The following is a 17,152-nucleotide window of genomic DNA, read 5'->3' on the forward strand; positions in this document are numbered from 1 at the left end:
GTCTCCGAATCTCGTCGTTCCATAATAGTTTAACACTAATGATGTAAGAATGAAAGACAATGCAAATGCCGTCCATCCGAAGATGAACGGCATTCATGGAAGACTCTTGCAGAATTGTCAGGGCTGTTCCGCGTTCCGGGCGGCCGGCTTATTCGCAGGCGAGAACCAGCCCAGCAGTGCGATCGCGACCAGCACGCCGTAGAAAATGATGGTCCAGGTCGTGCTGTGGGGAAAATCGTGGTCCAGCACGCCGATGTCGTGATGGGCCAGGGTGATGACCGCCAGTTTGACGCCGACCCATGCCACGATGGCATACGCCGTCGTCTCCAGCGCCGGGCGTTTGGCGAGCAGCTTGATGAACCAGCCCGCGGCGTATTTGATCAGCACCAGACCGGCAATGCCGCCCAGCACCACGACGGCGAATTTGCCGCCGTCCATCCCGCCGAAGTCGCCGAAAGGCGAATCCGGCAAGCCGAGCGCGAGCGCCACCGCGGCGAGGATGGAGTCGATGGCGAATGCCAGGTCGGCCAGCGCGATCTTGCCGACCGTGCTCCAGAAGCCCTTCGCCGACCCGGACGGCTTCTCTTCCTTGTGCGCATCCTTCTTCCCGAAGCGGGCCTGGATAACGTGCTTGAGCCCCAGATACAGCAGATATGCGGCGCCGATTGCCTGTACCTGCCACACATTGGCGATGAACGAGATCGCGAACAGGGCGGCGAACCGGAAAGCGAAGGCCAAGATGATGCCGTAATTAATCGCTCTGGTTCTCTGATTGTCCGGCAGATGCTTCGCAATGACGGCGAGCACGAGCGCGTTGTCCGCCGACAGCAGCCCTTCCAGTCCAATCAGAATCAAGAGCGCCCATGCGTACTCCAACCAAATGTCCAACGAACGTTCCTCCTTCGAGCGTCGGCTCCGTAAGGTTTCCCCGCGCTGCGGCCGTCATGCGGGATTTCTGCCGTCGGTCTGCGGGAAAACGGACATTCTTCTATACGATTTCCTGCCGCGTGCGTTTCTTGCATTTTATACGGCATCATGCCGCCGCCGCAACAGCAGGTTCAGCCGTTCCGTGGCGAGCAGCATCGCGGCGGCCATCAGGACGATGTACAGCGGGAAAATGCCGATCGTCCAGTATCCGGCCAGCATCCCGAGCAGCGGAGGCAGCAATGCCGCCCCCGTATAGGCTGTCGCAAACTGATACCCCATAATCCTCCCGGCGTGGGCTTCGCCGAACCGGACGGGCGTCTCGTGCAGCATGCTCGGAAAGATCGGCGCCAGTCCCAATCCGGTAATCAGAAATCCGGCCAGCGAGAAGCCGGCGGGAAGCGGCAGCAGCAGGAGCAGCGCGCCGGCCAGGGTCGTGATCTGTCCCGCCCGGATCAGCGTCAGGCTGCTGAATTTGAGTGTGACGAATCCGTTCACGAACCTGCCGATCGTAATGCCCATGAAGTAGATCGAGATCCACAACGCCGCATCGTCGGCCGAGATGCCTTTGACATTGACCAGATAACTGCTGCCCCACAAGCCGGCCGTCGCCTCCACGCCGCAGTAGAACAGGAACGTTCCCAGCGCGTACTTGACGCCGGCCGCATTTTTCGGCTTGCGTCCTTCGTCCGGCCCGCGCGCGGGCGCATCCGCCTGCGGGGCCCGTCCGCCGCCGGCCCGTTTCTTCTCCATATGTTTCCAAAGGGGCAGCGACGCAATCAGCACCGCCGCGATCGCCGACTGGATGAAGCCGATCATCGCGTATCCGTCTCTCCAGGCGCCTTCGGACAGGTAAACGGACAGAATCATCGGGCTGACCGTAACGCCGACGCCCCAGAAACAGTGCAGCCAGCTCATGTGGCGGGCTTCGTAATGCCCCGCAATGTAGTGGTTGAGCGCGGAATCGACGGCGCCGCCGCCGAGTCCGAGCGGTATGGCGAAGACCATGAGCCATGCGATGGACGGCGCGATCGAGAAGCCGAGCAGCGCGCCGGCCGTCATGGCCACGCTGATCAGCGTGGTGCGCGCCGTGCCGATGCGCCGGACGACGCGGCTCGTGGCAAGGGCGGACACGATCGTGCCGATCGTGACCGTAAACGACAGCACCCCCGCCATGCCGATGGGCGCTCCCAGATCATGCCGCATGACGGGCCATGCCGCGCCAAGCAGGGAATCCGGAAGGCCGAGACTGATGAAAGTGAGATAAATAATCAGCAGCAATAAGGTCGCCATTCGGGTTGCTCCAGTTGTCCGTGATGCAAGTGCGTCCCTCCGAATGCTTTCCGGCGGAAGGACATGCGCTTGTTCAAATGGCATTATTATAGCATGCAGCGGCTGAAGGTGAATACCGCTTTTGTCTGATCTCCGCGCCCGGAACAAGCAAACGGCCGTCCTTCGCGGACAGCCGTTTCACGTTTTGGCATGGATCACAGCGATCGGACGGCCTCCATGACATCCCAGACGGTGCAGACATGGACGCCGATGTTTCGCATCTCCCGTATTCCCTGCTCGTAGACTTGCGACATCGCATCGAACACCATCACGATGCGGAAATCGCGCTCGCTCGCCTCATAGATGGACGTGCGCGGACAATTCGGATAATTGCACCCGATGAAGACGATCGTGTCGACGCCGCGGTCCCGGAGAAACCGCTCCAGATCCGTCCCGTAGAAAGCGCCCCAGCGCGGTTTGTACATCGCCCATTCGCTGCGGCCGACCGGCTGAAATTCGCCGTTCAGCAGCCGCTCCGCATGGAGCGAAGCGTACTGCGCCGGTCGGATGTCCCGGACCAGTTCGGCGCCCTCCGTGTTCGGCGCCACGACGCGCAGACCTTGCTCGATCGCTTCTCTCCTGCACAGGTCGACGTTCGAACCGTCTTCCTTGTACAGACGGACGGCGTGGATGATCGGCAGCTCCCTTGCGCGGTACGCCTCCAGCACGGAGGCCATCCGGGGCAGCGCCTCGTACGTGCCGTCAATCCGGGCGGGAGCGTCCGGCAAGGTGAAGTCGTTACAATATAATACATGATAACCAGAATCACTCCAAGGAAAAATATGCTGAATGGTGATCCCGTGTCAGACAAGTATCCGGACGCCCCAGGCTCCCCAGTTGTCCGATACGTCAAAATGCCGGTTAATCGTGGTCAGCGCCGAGCTGATGATGCCGTTGTCGAGCTGCGCCATGAAGACGCCGACAGCGAACAGCAGCAGCGACCAGAAATGCGAGGTTTGCGGTTTGCCCAAGCCGGCTCACCCTTTCCACAGTATGATGAAAAAGCCCGTTCCAGATTGCGTGATCCCAATGTGACACAAGCGTTACTTTCAAATATAATGCTATTTTACATCAAGGGCTATTCATAATCAAAGCGGTTTTGTCACTATTCCGACAATTCATACTTGACTACTAAATATTTAACTTCTTAAGATAGGGGTAACCAGTACATCCTGTTAGGAGGGCGTCTTCATGGCGGGCAAACGGATTGACCATGTCGGTGTCATGGTGAAGGATCTGGACACGAGCATCCGCTTCTATACGGAGGTTGTCGGGCTCGAGGTGAAAAGCCGCTTCACGCATACGAACGGCGTGCTGCAGCTTGCTTTTCTCGGTTTCGGCGGATCCGACGGGACGGAGGTTGAACTGATCCAGGGGTACAACGACAGCTTGCCGACGGAAGGCAAAGTGCATCACATCGCATTCAACGTGGACGATATCGAAGCCGAATATGCGCGCATCAAGCAGCTGGATGTGTCCTTCATTCCCGGTTTCGACACGATCACCACGCTGCCGAACGGCCACCGGTATTTCTTCATCTACGGTCCGGAGAACGAGTGGATCGAGTTCTTCCAGCGTTGATCGGGCTTCGGGATTCCGGGTGCCGCCCTGCCCCCCGCGCTCACGACGACGCGGGTATGCAAACCTGCGATGCAGCCCCGGAATCCCGCCCTGTCAATCCGAAGGCTCGGTCTCGACCATCCCCTCCCCTGATTCAATCGCATGAATGTCAACCAGCGATATCCCGGTATCCAGAAATTCCGGGATCTCCTCCCCTTCGCAGGCCTTGAGCAGATGTTCGACGATCAAGGCTCCCCAGCGGTGTTCATTCAGGGACACCGCCATCGTAATCTGACCGTTGCGAACCGCTTCCGCGATTTCGGGCATCAGGCCGAAGGTCAGCGCGTACCGGTTCAATCCCATCGCTTTCCATACCAGAATGGATGCGGCGCCGGATACGAAGTCCAGGGCGACGAAGGCGTCGAAATGCGGGTGATCGTCGATCATCCCTTCCAGATCCGCCAGCGCCTGCTCGGGAACGCCCTGATGATAACGAACCTCCAGCACGTCAATATTCGTCTCACGGTGGATGTATCCGAGAAACCCTTCCAACCGTTCGCGCAAATTCAGGCTGTCCGACTGCCCGGTGGACACGAGCACCATGCCGCGTCCCTTCAGCAGCCCGTCAATGGCTCGTCCCATCCTTTCCCCTGCCTGGATGTTGTCCGTTCCGATATAAGAAACTCTCCGGCTGTCCGGCGCATCGGATTCAAAACAGATGACGGGAATCCCCGCCTCCGCCGCCTTGTCGATCAGCGGCCCGAGCGCTTCCGAATCGATCGGGCTGATGGCGATCCCGTCCACACCCTGCTTGATCATCGTCTCCATCATGCGGATCTGCTGCTCCAGATTGGCTTCGTCCGGCGCCTTGATGATCAGCCGGACGCCCGCCGATTCCGCCGCCCGGGCCGCGCTCTCCGTCACCGCCTCATAATAGACATCCGCCATCGGGTAGATGATGCCGAACGTGCGCCGCGGCATCACTTCCGCTTCGGCTGCGGCGGACACGCTCTCGCGGGAAGGCGCCGGCTCCCGGCAGCCGGCGAGCGCCGCAGCCGCCAGCAGTACTGCGGCCAGCGCGGCCGTTCCCGTTTTCCTCGCCGCCCGCTTCGCCATATGCCGGTTCACGAATGCCCGCTCCTCCGGACGACCGGCTGCCCCGCCTTGCCCCGCTTGCGAAAATCGCGGATCGTCATCCCGGTCAACCGTTTGAACACGTTGGAGAAATAATGCGGATCCTGGTACCCGACCCGGCAGGCGATTTCATACGATTTCGCTTTGGTCGACAAGAGCAGCTCCATCGCCTTCTTGATCCGGGTTTCCATCACATATTCAATGAACGTCGTTCCGGTCTCCTGGCTGAACACTTTGCTCAGGTGGCTGGGGCTGACATTGACATGTCTGGCCGCGTCATGCAGGGACAGCCGTTCGTCCCCGTAATGCTCTTGCACAAATTGCTTTACCCGGGCAATCAGGACGCTGTAGCGGTCGCTGGACAGCGAGCGCCAATGCCAGAACAGCTCGGCGAGCTGACCCAGGTATTCGCATGCCGCCTCCCATGAACGGATGGCGCTGATCCGGCTCTTCATCTCCGGCAGCCAGTCGTCCGGCCGCACCTGCTCGCCGTACTGCTCCCCGGCTTCCCGGAATACGGTAAGCGTCAGGTCGTGGAGCAGGAAAAATCCGTACAGTGACGACTCCCAATCGACATTCTCCAGACCCTTCGCGAAACGCCGGATGTGCGGCTCCTTCTGCTCCGGGGAACCGACCTTCAGAAATTCGACAAACCCTTCCCGGTCGAGGCTGAGCGGATAATCCAGCGATTCGTGTCCCAGCAGGTCGATCCGGCCGGCAGGCAGGGACCGATGCGTTTCGCTCGCCTCTTCCTTGGCGCTGATGACCCGGAGCACCCGGATGATGTCTTCGGCGCTGACCGGCTTCAGGCAATAGTCCTCGACTCCGATGCGGATCGCCTGCCGGGCGTATTCGAATTCATCGTGGCCGCTCAGGATGATGATTTTGATGCCCGGCTGCATTTTGCGGACGATCGCGCTCAGCTCCAGACCGTTCATGAACGGCATCCGGATGTCCGTAATCAGAATGTCCGGCTTCAGCTTCTCGATGAGCGGCAGCGCCAGCTCGCCGTCGGGCGCATCCCCGCAATACACAAACCCTTCCTTCTCCCAATCGATGCAGTTTCGCATGTTCTCGCGAACGACAATCTCGTCATCCACCAGGAACACTTTCTTCAAGGTGCGTCCCCCCTTGAACCGGAATCGTGATCTCTACGGTCGTGCCCGCGCCTTCCCTGCTGTCGAGCACAATGCCGTATTGCGGGCCGTAATACAGACGAAGGCGCCGCTGCACGTTGAGCAGTCCGAATCCGCTGTCGGGCTCGCTTTCCCCCTGCGGCACCAGGGGATCGTCCAGCAGACCGCGAAGCTCGGCCAGTTTTCCGGCGCTCATGCCGATGCCGTTGTCCGCGACCGAAAGCCGGATCGTCCGGTCCTGATCGGAAGCGCCGTAGATCCGGATCCGCCCCTTGCCCCGCTTGTTCTTGATGCCGTGATACAAGGCGTTCTCCACAATCGGCTGCAGCGTCATCTTCAGAATCGGTACGGCCCGCAATTCCTGCGGAATGTCAATCTCGTAATCCAGGATGTCGGAATAGCGCATCTGCTGAATGACCAGATAATTGCGGACATGCTCCACTTCTTCCCCGACCGAAATGAGATCCCGCCCCTTGCTCAGACTGATGCGGAAAAAACGGGACAGCGCCTGCACGAGCCGGATCACTTCCCGATTCTTCCCCGCTTCCGCCATCCATACGATGGAATCGAGCGAATTGTAGAGGAAATGGGGGTTGATCTGCGCTTGCAGCGTGCGCAGCTCCGCCTTCCGGACCTGTTCCCGCTCGCGGATGCTGCGCTCCATCAGCATGCGGATCTGCTCGATCATGATGTTGAAGCTGTTGCCGAGATCGGCCAGCTCATCCGTGCCGGCGGGCCTCACCTTCACTTCGAAGAACCCCGAAGCCGCCTTGCGCATCTTGTGTTTCAAAATCTGGATCGGCCGGGTCAGCCGCGAGGTGAGGTAGACATAGAGGCCGATGGTGAACACGATGCTCAGTCCGACGCTCAGGAAGATGAGCCGCCGGATCTCGCGGGCATCTTTGACAATCTCGCGGAGCGGCGCGATGCCGATCATTTTCCAGCCGGTATCCGCCGAGGTCGTGTATGTGATGAAGATTTGCCCGTCAGGTCCGTCTTCCACGAAACTGTCCGACTTCCGGTCCAATCGCGGCGCAAGATCGGCGGCGGACGGAAGGAGATGCCCATAAGACGAGTCCGCGGCGAACAGCGGCTTGCCGGCAGAATCCGCCACATAGAAATACCCCGCATGTCCGGCCATTGCATCCCGGATATAGCGCAGCACCGTATCCGCGTCCAAATCGATCACGATAAAGCCGATCACCTCGCGGGTAATCCGCTGCCTGACGGTCGTCATGATCGACACGACATGCTCCGAATCGTATTGAAAACCGTCCAGCCGGTCCTGGGGCAGCATCTCGTCGGGCGGAACGATCAGCACCTCGTCCGGCGCGTTCATCAAATATTGAAAATGCGGGTTGCGGAGCGGATTCTGGTTCAGGGCGAACACCCCCCGCCGCTCGCTGATGCCCCGGCCGTACAGATTGACCATGGAGATGTTCAGCACGCTGTCATTTCGGTACGTCTTGCGGTAGAGGTCGAACGCCTGCAGAATGTCCTTCGCATCGGCGTAGGAATCGGTCTGGGAGAACAGGAAGCGGAGCACGGCCTGGTGGTTTTCCAGCTCGAGCAGACGCGCGGTATCCTGAAAGAGCACATCGATGTCCCGGGCCAGCCGGTCCGCGGTGAGCAGGAAGGAAGCCTTGCTGTGTTCGGAGATCGTTCGGAACGATTTCTGGTAGGACACGATGCCGACGGCGATCAGCGGAACGATCGTCAGCATCACGAACATGGCAAGCATTTTGACCCGCAGACTGGACAAAATCCATTGCGACACCTTCTTCATGCCCGGTCCCATTCCTTCTCCCCCGCCTGTCAACTACCTGTATTTTATACCAGGACAGGTTGTAAGCGTATGCAGCAATAAAAAATTCCACCCTTTCAACAAAATAAAAAACATTTCCGTCCCCTCGCGCTCCAACTTCCCAAAAATGCGAAACAAACTCCTTTCATCCTCCATATTTTCGAAATTTGAAAGCGGTTAAGATGGGGGTGTGCCTCGTACGAGGATGTTCATTGAGGGAGGTTGACCCATTTGAAAACACGGAAAATCATGCCGATTCTGCTGCTCGCCGTCTGTCTGGTCATCAGCGCATGCGGCGGCGGCAGCAAAAATTCGGGAACGGGCGGCGGCGGAGACAACAAGCCCGCTTCCACGAATGCATCACAAGGCTCCGAGACGCCGAATGAGCCGACACCCCCGGCAGGCAAGAAGATTGTGCTCGGCTTCGCCCAGGTCGGCGCCGAGAGCGGCTGGCGCACGGCCAATACGGAATCGATCAAGGAAGCGGCGGCCGCGGCCGGCATCGAGCTGAAATTTTCCGACGCGCAGCAGAAACAGGAGAACCAGATCAAGGCCATCCGTTCGTTCATCCAGCAGAAGGTCGACGTCATCGCTTTCTCGCCGGTCGTCGAATCGGGGTGGGAGACGGTGCTGCAGGAAGCGAAGGAAGCCGGCATCCCCGTCATCCTGACCGACCGCGCGATCGATTCGGAAGACGAATCGCTGTATGTCTCGTTCATCGGCTCGGACTTCGTGGAGGAAGGGCGCCGCGCCGGGCGCTGGCTGCTGGAGCAGTTCAAGGACGCGACGGAACCGGTCAACATCGTCGAGCTGCAGGGAACGACAGGCTCCGCTCCCGCGATCGACCGCAAGGCCGGGTTCGAAGAGGTCATCAAGGAGAACCCGAACCTCAAAATCATCGCTTCGCAGACCGGCGACTTCACCCGCGCGAAAGGCAAGGAAGTCATGCAGTCGTTCCTGCAGGCGCACAAGGACATCGACGTGCTGTACGCCCATAACGACGACATGGGCCTCGGCGCGATCCAGGCCATCGAAGCGGCCGGCCTCGTTCCGGGCAAAGATATCATCATCATTACGGTGGACGCGGTAAGAGACGGCATGCAGGCGGCGGCGGACGGCAAGATCAACTTCATTGTGGAGTGCAACCCGCTGCTCGGGCCGCAGCTGATGGACGCCGTCAAAGCGGTGGTGGAAGGCAAGGAAGTGCCGAAGCGGATCGTCACCGAGGAAGGGACGTTCACTTCGGAAGAAGCGAAGGCCGCCCTGCCGGACCGGAAATACTGATCCGCTTGCCGACCGGCATCAGCACAACGATCGGCCGCCCCAACCCCCGCACGGGGGCGGGGTGGCTTTGTTCAAAGATAAGCATTTACAAGTCTCACGCTTGTCATCGGCTGATCTTTCACCGCAAAACGGATGCGTCCGCCCATGAGGACGGCGCCAGCCGTTTTTGCTTGCTTCAATTCCTGACAAGGGGGCGGCAGCATGAGCGAAAACCGACCGATGCTGCAAATGTCCGGCATCCACAAGCGGTTCCCCGGCGTCCACGCGCTGAATGACGTCCGTTTCCGGATGTTCGCCGGCGAAGTGCACGCCTTGATGGGAGAGAACGGCGCCGGCAAATCGACGCTGATCAAGGTGCTCACCGGCGTCTATCCCGTTGACGAAGGCTCGGTGGAATGGGAGGGCAGGCCGCTGCATCTGCGGAGTCCGCTCGAAGCGCAGCAGGCCGGAATCAGCACGGTCTATCAGGAAATCAATCTGTGTCCGAACCTGTCCGTGGCCGAGAACATCTTCATCGGCCGGGAACCGCGGAAATTCGGCAAGATTTCATGGAAAGCAATGAACCGCGCAGCCGAGGCGCTGCTTGCGGAACGGCTCAACGTGAAGCTTGACGTGACCAAGCCGCTGGACACCTATTCTGTCGCCGTTCAGCAACTGGTCGCGATCGCCCGAGCCCTCAACATTTCGGCCCGGCTGCTCATCTTGGACGAACCGACCTCCTCCCTCGACCGGGACGAGACGAACAAGCTGTTCGAGGTCATGCGCCATCTCAAGAAGCAAGGGCTGGCCATCCTGTTCGTCACCCATTTTCTCGACCAGGTCTATGAAGTGTCCGATCGGATTACGATTCTGCGGAACGGACGGTTCGTCGGCGAATACCTGACCGATGAACTGCCCCGCGTGGAGCTGGTGCAGAAGATGATCGGCAAGGATCTGGAACTTCTCGGCGGCATGCCGAAACGGACCGCCGCGCCGGGCGAGGCGAAGCCGCCCTATCTGCGCGCATCCGGGCTGGGACGCAAGGGCGGCGTGGAGCCGTTCGATCTGACGATCGGCAGCGGCGAGATCGTCGGACTGGCCGGGCTGCTCGGATCGGGGCGGACGGAGACGGCCCGGCTGCTGTTCGGCGCCGACCGCGCCGATCAGGGAAGGCTCGTCATCGAGGGCCGGGAGATACGGCTGGACTCGCCGCGCAAAGCGATCGACCGGGGCATCGCCTTCTGTTCAGAGAACCGCAAGACCGAGGGGATTATTGAAGATTTGACCGTGCGGGAGAACATCATTCTGGCGCTGCAGGCCCATCGCGGCTGGTTCCGCGCGCTGTCCCGCAGACGGCAGGAGGAAATCGCCGACGAATATATCCGGGCGCTCGACATCAAGCCGCCCGATCCCGAACAGTTCATCCGCAATCTGTCCGGCGGCAACCAGCAGAAAGTGATCCTCGCCCGCTGGCTGCTCATGAATCCCCGGCTGCTCATTCTGGATGAGCCGACGCGGGGCATTGACGTCGGCGCCAAAGCCGAGATTCAGAAGCTGGTCCTGTCCTTGTCCGGAGAAGGGATGGCCGTGCTCTTCATCTCCTCCGAGCTGGAAGAAGTCGTCCGCGTCAGCAGCCGGATCGCCGTCCTGCGCGACCGGCGGCATGTGCGGCACTTAACCGGTGACGACATCCAACAGACGACCATTATGCAGGCCATCGCGGGAGGATGACGCCATGAGTGTCCGTTGGTGGAACAAACCTTTGTTCTGGCCGCTTGCCGTGTTCGGCTTGCTGCTCTTGCTCAACCTGATCTTCAAACCGGAGTTTTTCGCGATCCGCTACCAGAACGGCCATCTGTACGGCAGTCTGATCGACATTCTGAACTTCGGCTCCCCCCTGGCCATCGTCGCCATCGGGATGACGCTGGTCATCGCGACACGGGGGATCGATCTGTCGGTGGGGTCGCTCGTCGCGATCTCCGGCGCAATGGCCTGCCTGACCATCAGCCGGGGCGACGACCAGCATGCCTTGAGCCTGGTGCTCACCGCCGTCCTGCTCGCGCTGCTCGTCTCCATCGCCCTCGGCCTGTGGAACGGACTGCTGGTGGCCGGCGCGGGCATCCAGCCGATCATCGCGACGCTCATTCTGATGGTCGCCGGGCGGGGCATTGCGCAGCTCATCACGAGCGGGCAGATCATCACGGTGACGAGCAAGCCGTATAATTTCATCGGCGCCGGATGGCTCATGACCCTTCCGTTCTCCGTCTATCTGGCCGCCGCGGTCTTTCTCTTCGCCGCGTGGATGACCCGCAAGACATCGCTCGGCATTTTCATCGAGGCGATCGGCTGCAACCCGACGGCAAGCCGGCTCGCCGGGATCCGTTCCCGCTCGATCCTGCTTGCGGTGTACATGTTCTGCGCGCTGTGCGCCGGCATTGCCGGGCTGATCACCAGTTCGAACGTCTCGAGCGCGGACGGCAACAACGCCGGGCTGTGGATTGAACTGGACGCCATCCTCGCCGTCGTCATCGGCGGGACTTCCTTGAGCGGCGGCCGGTTCTCGCTGACCGGCACCCTGGCCGGGGCGCTGCTGATCCAGACGCTGACGACCACGATTTACATGCTGGGCGTTCCCCCGGAAATCACACTGGTCGTCAAGGCGTTCGTCGTCCTGGCCGTCTGTCTGATCCAATCGCCGTCGTTCCGCCGTTCACTGACGCGCGGCATTCCATGGAGCCCTGCAGCATCGGGACAGGAGGTGAGCAGACATGGTTGATCGCAAATATGTCCCGCTGCTGGTGACCATCGGGCTGTTCATCCTGATGTTTCTGGCCGGCTCGCTGCGGTATCCCGGATTTTTCTCGCTGCAGGTGTTCATGAACCTGCTGATCGACAACGCCTTCCTGCTCATCGTGGCCGTCGGCATGACGTTCGTCATCCTGTCGGGCGGCATCGATCTGTCCGTCGGCTCCGTGGTGGCGCTGACCACGATGCTGTCCGCCAGCCTGATCACGGAAGCCGGCTGGCCGCCGGCGGCCGTCATTCCGCTGGTGCTTGCCGTCGGCATCCTGTTCGGCTGGATGATGGGCGCGATCATTCATTACTTTCAGATTCAGCCGTTCATCGTCACCCTGGCCGGCATGTTTCTCGCCCGGGGGCTGTGCTACGTGATCAGCATCAATACGATCACGATCAGCCATCCGTTCTATACGCATATGGCGCTCGCGAAAATCCGCCTGCCGGGCGGCAGCTTCATCTCGATCAGCGTCGTCATCGCCCTCCTGGTCGTGGCGCTGGCCGTCTATCTCGCGCATTACACCCGCTTCGGGCGCAACACTTATGCGATCGGCGGTCATGAGTCGTCGGCGGTGCTGATGGGGCTTCCGGTCGGCCGGACGAAAATGCTCGTCTACGCGTTCAGCGGATTCTGCTCGTCCCTGGGCGGCGTCGTGTTCACGTTCTACATGCTGTCGGGTTACGGGCTGCATACCGTCGGCCTGGAGCTGGACGCCATCGCGGCGGTCGTGATCGGAGGGACGCTGCTGACCGGCGGCTCCGGCTATGTCATCGGCACGTTCTTCGGCGTTCTGATCCAGGGCGTCATCCAGACGATCATCACGTTCGAAGGCACGCTCAGCTCCTGGTGGACGAAAATGGTCATCGGCTTGCTGCTGTTTCTCTTTATTCTGCTGCAGCGGATCTTCACCGCGCGGTCTACGCGGAGCCAGTCTGTGTAAGATATAATCGGATTTGGGGAGGGGATTCGATTGCTGCGGTCAAGCCGAACGGCACTTGCCTGTTTCAACCTGCTGCTCGTGTGCCTTGCGATGCTGGCGGGCTGCAACCGTGAAGCGGCGGCGCCGCGCGAGGAGCAGCCGGAGACGATCGATTCCCGCATCCCCGATCTCCCGTCCGATACGGTCGCCGCGGACAAGCACAAGATCGTGCTCGGCTTCTCGCAGCTCGGCTCCGAGAGCGATTGGCGCAACGCCAATACGCGATCGATCCAGGAAGCCGCGAAGGAGGCCGGCATCGAGCTGCTGTTCGACAATGCGGAACAGTCGCAGGAGAAGCAGATCGAAGCGATCCGCCGCTTCATTGAGCGGAAAGTGGATGTGATCGCCTTCGCGCCGGTCATCGAGACGGGCTGGGAAGACATCTTGACCGAGGCCAGACAGGCCGGCATCCCGGTCATTCTGTCCGACCGCGCCGTCCAGATCAGCGATCCGTCCCTGTATGTGACGTTTATCGGCGCGGATTTCTACGAAGAAGGCCGCAAGGCGGGGAAATATTTGCTGGACAAGAAGCGCAACGATCCCGGGCCCGTCGTCATCGCGGAGCTTCAGGGCACGGAAGGCTCCTCGCCGTCCATCGAGCGCGGCAGAGGCTTCCGGGACGTCATCCGGGAGCGCGCCGACATGACGATCGCCTATTCCGCGCCGGCCGACTTCACGGTGGCCAAAGGAGCCGAAGTCATGCGCGGGTTTCTGCGGGAAAGCGGCGGCGGCATCGATGTGCTGTTCGCCCACAACGACGACATGGCGCTCGGGGCCATCGAAGCCATCGAGGAATTCGGCCTGAAGCCCGGAGAAGACATCGTCATCATTTCCGTCGACGGCACGCGCAAAGCGTTCGAGATGATGGCGGAGGGCAAAATCAACTGCGTGGTGGAATGCAATCCGCTCCTCGGTCCGATTCTGATGCAGGCCGTCCGCGAGATCTACGAGGGACGCACCTTGCCGAAGCGGATCGTCCCGCCGGAAAGTGTGTTCACCGAAGTGCTCGCGGAGAAGGAAGTGGCCAATCGACAATATTAGGAGGCGATACCGGCTTTATCTTCTCCGCTGCTTGCCGGCTCGGCGGCCGCACCCCCGATTCCGTCCATTGCTGACGAAAAAAGCAGACGCTGTCAATCGTCTGTGAAAATGTCACCTTAACTCGTCTGTGAAAATGTCACTTTTTGAATGTACCAAGTCACCGGTCAGGTGACTTGGCCTGGCGCGAAATTTGTGTTACGCTGAAGCTGCTTTGGACTCCATGCCAACCTCCATGGATGGTTGGCGGCGGGCTTGCGGGGTGGCGCAGGTTCCGCCTTTTTTGTTGGAGTCGCAGGATCACGTACCGGCTTTTCCGTCTCCTTCAGCGCGATGGCCTGACCATGATGCCATACGAGCACCTCACCGGTGAGCGTCTCACGCACCTCAACCGTTGCTCTGGCGTCGAAACGGAACTTGCAAGGCTTGGCGAACGTATACACCTTCCCGTTGTATGAGAGCGTGTTTCCGTGTCCCAGTTTTCGGTACTTGCGGGCCGTGAACACATGCTCCAACTTGACGGACGGATCCGGCTCCATGTATGCCGATTCCGCTTGTTTGGGCTGGACGGCAAACTTGCGATTGTGCTTTTCCAGCAGCTTGGGCAGCGCTTCGTTGGCCTCCTCGATCGTCTTCACGCCGAGCAGCCGCAGCTCAATCACCAGGCGATCCTGAAACGTCCCCCAGAGGCGTTCGATGCGGCCTTTCGCTTGCGGCGAGAGGGCCTTGATATGCTCGATGTGCAGCTCCGCCATTGCCTTGCCGAAGTCGGATAGCGGTTTGGTTTCGCCTGCCAGTTCCTGCTCAAGCGACAGCGTTTCATGGGGTGACCGGAAGATGGTATGTTTGTCGCTGTAAAGCCCCAGCGGCACGCCGTAGTTCCGGATGCCTTGCATCATGACCAGCGAGTAGCCTTCGCGGCATTCCGTGGGCCTGAACACGGCGCCAACGACGGTACCTGTCGCATCGTCGATGGCGGCATGGAGGGTGAAGGACGGTGCCCGATCCTCCAGCCAGGCGTAAGGCGTCGCATCGATCTGCCACAGCATGCCCGCTTGCGGCTTTCGCTGGCGCGGTTGATGAGCCTTCTTGCGCCGACGCGGTTTGGCTTGCTTGATGCCTTTGGACAGTAAAATGCGTCTTACGCTGGGTGTGCTGAGCTTAATCGATTCGTGTTCCTCCAAAAGCTCCGCAAAGTGGCAGTTGTTGCTGCCGTGATACGTTGTGGTGTACAACTCGACGACGTGATCTTTGACTTCCTCCGGGATCGCGTGTTTCGGCTTTCTTCCCCGATTACCGTGGGCCAGTGCCTGGGCGCCTCCTTCTTCCACATATTTCTTCTTCAGCCGAATCACTTGCCGGACGCCGAGTCCGAGTGCCGCCGCTCCTTCCGCGTTGGTCATGTGTCCGTCGAGGATTTTCTCCACCACAAGTACCTTTTTCCATTCTGCTCTGGTCAATGTCACTCTCTCCTGTCCCATAGTGACATTATCTCAGAACAGTTATACCGTGACATTATCACAGAACAACGACAACGAAAAAAGCAGACGCTTGTCAAAATTTGATAATTTTGATAAGCTGTCTAATACCTGAATCCGTGATCATTCGACGAATAAATACAAGGAGAAAGCAGGCAAATGCAGCCCCGAAGACGAATCATTCAGGTATTCGAAGCTTCGCAACCATTCACCTGCGGGGTGCTGTATGAAAATCAAGTTTGTTCGGTCCAAAGAACTCATTCTTTCCACACATGCTGGTCTTGCGACGGTGGGAGCCTTACTTGCCCATACCGGATTAACGAAACGCCTGAACCGTTCACGCCTCACGAAGGCGGAAAGTCCGTTTCATTCCCACTCCGACGTGATGAAAAGCTACATCGGCTTGCTGTGTCAAGGTAAAAGCGATTTCGATCACATTGAGCCGTTTCGGAACGACGATGTATTTCCGATCTGTTTGCAACTGCAGAAAGTGCCCTCCAGCCCGACGCTCCGGCAGCGTTTGGAACGCGCGGCCGAAACGGAAGAGGCGGGATGGAATGACATTCTTCTTGAGGAATCGGCCGATCTGCTCCGCCGCGTCCAGGCGCCATTGACAGGGCTTCAAGCCGGAACGGACATCTACGTACCGCTGGATATTGACGTTTCCCCTTTCGACAACTCGGGCACGAGGAAAGAAGGCGTTTCCCGAACGTACAAAGGCGTGGACGGGTACGCGCCGATCTTTGCTTATCTGGGCCAAGAGGGTTACGGCGTCAATGTCGAACTGCGGGAAGGCCGCACGCACGTCCAGAACGGAACCGTTGATTTTTTAACCCGGAGCATTGCGTATGCGCGGCGCATAACGGAACTGCCGATTCTCGTCCGCATGGACGCGGGAAACGACAGCATCGAGAATCTGCATGTGTGTCACCGTGAAAACGTGGACTACATTATCAAAGCCAACCTTCGCAAGGCCCCCAAGGAGGCGTGGCTCAGCATCGCCGAATCCTCGGGCATTTGTTGCGAGCAACGCGAGGGCAAGAAGGAATATGTCGGGTTCATCGAGTTTCCCGAGAAAGGATTTAACTCCCCCCTTCGGCAAGTCTTCCACGTGATCGAGCGAACGATTGACCGAGATGGGCAAATCCTGCTTGTTCCCGAGATTGAAGTGAGCGTGTACTGGACTTCGCTTCGCTGCGGACCATGGCGGGTCATCGAGTTATACCGGGATCACGGCACCAGCGAACAATTTCACAGTGAAATCAAGACGGATCTGGATTTGGAGCGGTTGCCATCCGGGAAATTTGCGGCCAATAATCTCGTACTGCACGCAGGCGTGTTTGCTTACAATCTGCTGCGCATCATCGGTCAGGAGAGCCTTCGCAAGGACGATGCGCCCATTCGCAACAATGTGAAACGTCGTCGAATCCGAACCGTCATTCAAAATATGATTTACATGGCTGTTCGGTTGGTACGACATGCGCGCGGTCTATGCTTTAACTTCGGAAAGCACAGTCCATGGTCACCCGTTCTGGAGAGGGTTTATCGGGCGTTTGCATGAATCCGGATGAACATGAATCGTTTTGTTCATGACCTGCGGTTCGCCAGGTTTATTTGGCATCCACTGATTTGGATTTCAGGCCATTATGAGGCTTCAAGTCACATTGAATATTCCATCATCACAACCATCTCAGGAGAGAAAGGCAT

14 protein-coding genes and 1 pseudogene are annotated in these 17,152 nt (G+C 59.4%); 7 read left to right on the forward strand and 8 right to left on the reverse strand.

Going from position 1 to position 17,152, the window contains the following annotated elements; all coding sequences use genetic code 11:
- Positions 1 to 117: 117 nt before the first annotated feature.
- The 4 genes and pseudogenes from THECO_RS00250 to THECO_RS21490 all read right to left on the reverse strand — a co-directional run.
- Entirely contained in the window at positions 118 to 888 is a 771-nt protein-coding gene (locus THECO_RS00250) for a TerC family protein (RefSeq protein ID WP_015253077.1), read from the reverse strand.
- A 135-nt stretch (positions 889 to 1,023) separates the two neighbouring features.
- Positions 1,024 to 2,217, reverse strand: coding sequence for an MFS transporter (locus tag THECO_RS00255; RefSeq protein WP_015253078.1), 1,194 nt, complete (start codon positions 2,215 to 2,217; stop codon positions 1,024 to 1,026).
- Positions 2,218 to 2,411: 194 nt separating this feature from the next.
- On the reverse strand, positions 2,412 to 2,984 hold the full coding sequence (locus tag THECO_RS00260) for a cysteine hydrolase family protein (RefSeq protein ID WP_015253079.1): 573 nt from the start codon (positions 2,982 to 2,984) through the stop codon (positions 2,412 to 2,414).
- 84 nt (positions 2,985 to 3,068) lie between these two features.
- Positions 3,069 to 3,227, reverse strand: a pseudogene (locus tag THECO_RS21490) (hypothetical protein); the annotation flags it as partial.
- A gap of 220 nt (positions 3,228 to 3,447) precedes the next feature.
- On the opposite strand from THECO_RS21490, the gene THECO_RS00265 reads away from it, so the two are divergent.
- Positions 3,448 to 3,837 (forward strand): VOC family protein, encoded by a 390-nt coding sequence (locus tag THECO_RS00265; RefSeq protein ID WP_015253080.1) that lies wholly within the window; start codon positions 3,448 to 3,450, stop codon positions 3,835 to 3,837.
- 93 nt (positions 3,838 to 3,930) lie between these two features.
- Here the strand turns inward: THECO_RS00265 and THECO_RS00270 are convergent, their stop codons facing one another.
- From THECO_RS00270 to THECO_RS00280, 3 genes are read right to left on the reverse strand one after another with little or no spacing between them, the layout of a single operon-like run.
- Complete coding sequence (locus THECO_RS00270; RefSeq protein ID WP_015253081.1) at positions 3,931 to 4,944, reverse strand: sugar ABC transporter substrate-binding protein; 1,014 nt, start codon at positions 4,942 to 4,944, stop codon at positions 3,931 to 3,933.
- A complete protein-coding gene (locus tag THECO_RS00275; protein ID WP_232427825.1) occupies positions 4,941 to 6,059 on the reverse strand; it encodes a response regulator transcription factor in 1,119 nt (372 codons plus the stop codon). The genes THECO_RS00270 and THECO_RS00275 overlap by 4 nt, the downstream gene beginning before the upstream one ends.
- Positions 6,043 to 7,872, reverse strand: a complete 1,830-nt coding sequence (locus THECO_RS00280; protein WP_157373646.1) for a sensor histidine kinase — start codon at positions 7,870 to 7,872, stop codon at positions 6,043 to 6,045. Before THECO_RS00280 ends, THECO_RS00275 begins: the two co-directional genes overlap by 17 nt.
- Before the next feature lie 249 nt (positions 7,873 to 8,121).
- Here THECO_RS00280 and THECO_RS00285 point away from each other — a divergent pair, with 249 nt between their 5' ends.
- The 5 genes from THECO_RS00285 to THECO_RS00305 all read left to right on the forward strand — a co-directional run bounded on the left by THECO_RS00285 (position 8,122) and on the right by THECO_RS00305 (position 13,970).
- Positions 8,122 to 9,174 carry an ABC transporter substrate-binding protein gene (locus tag THECO_RS00285; protein WP_015253084.1) on the forward strand — a complete coding sequence of 351 codons (1,053 nt, stop codon included), beginning with the start codon at positions 8,122 to 8,124 and terminating at the stop codon, positions 9,172 to 9,174.
- A gap of 201 nt (positions 9,175 to 9,375) precedes the next feature.
- The gene (locus THECO_RS00290; RefSeq protein ID WP_015253085.1) at positions 9,376 to 10,884 is read left to right on the forward strand and encodes a sugar ABC transporter ATP-binding protein; all 1,509 of its coding nucleotides are present in this window, start codon (positions 9,376 to 9,378) and stop codon (positions 10,882 to 10,884) included.
- A gap of 4 nt (positions 10,885 to 10,888) precedes the next feature.
- Positions 10,889 to 11,929, forward strand: coding sequence for an ABC transporter permease (locus THECO_RS00295; RefSeq protein WP_015253086.1), 1,041 nt, complete (start codon positions 10,889 to 10,891; stop codon positions 11,927 to 11,929).
- Positions 11,922 to 12,890: a galactofuranose ABC transporter, permease protein YjfF gene (gene yjfF / locus THECO_RS00300; RefSeq protein ID WP_015253087.1), complete on the forward strand. Its 969-nt coding sequence runs from the start codon at positions 11,922 to 11,924 to the stop codon at positions 12,888 to 12,890. The genes THECO_RS00295 and yjfF overlap by 8 nt, the downstream gene beginning before the upstream one ends.
- Before the next feature lie 30 nt (positions 12,891 to 12,920).
- Positions 12,921 to 13,970, forward strand: coding sequence for an ABC transporter substrate-binding protein (locus THECO_RS00305; protein WP_015253088.1), 1,050 nt, complete (start codon positions 12,921 to 12,923; stop codon positions 13,968 to 13,970).
- Positions 13,971 to 14,134: 164 nt separating this feature from the next.
- Here THECO_RS00305 and THECO_RS00310 read toward each other — a convergent pair whose 3' ends face one another.
- The gene (locus THECO_RS00310; RefSeq protein ID WP_015253089.1) at positions 14,135 to 15,427 is read right to left on the reverse strand and encodes an ISNCY family transposase; all 1,293 of its coding nucleotides are present in this window, start codon (positions 15,425 to 15,427) and stop codon (positions 14,135 to 14,137) included.
- A 244-nt stretch (positions 15,428 to 15,671) separates the two neighbouring features.
- On the opposite strand from THECO_RS00310, the gene THECO_RS00315 reads away from it, so the two are divergent.
- Entirely contained in the window at positions 15,672 to 17,006 is a 1,335-nt protein-coding gene (locus THECO_RS00315; protein ID WP_015253090.1) for an IS1380 family transposase, read from the forward strand.
- The last annotated feature ends 146 nt before the right edge of the window (positions 17,007 to 17,152 follow it).

Origin of the sequence: Thermobacillus composti KWC4 (assembly GCF_000227705.2) — a bacterium.
GTDB classification, from domain to species: Bacteria; Bacillota; Bacilli; order Paenibacillales; family Paenibacillaceae; genus Thermobacillus; species Thermobacillus xylanilyticus.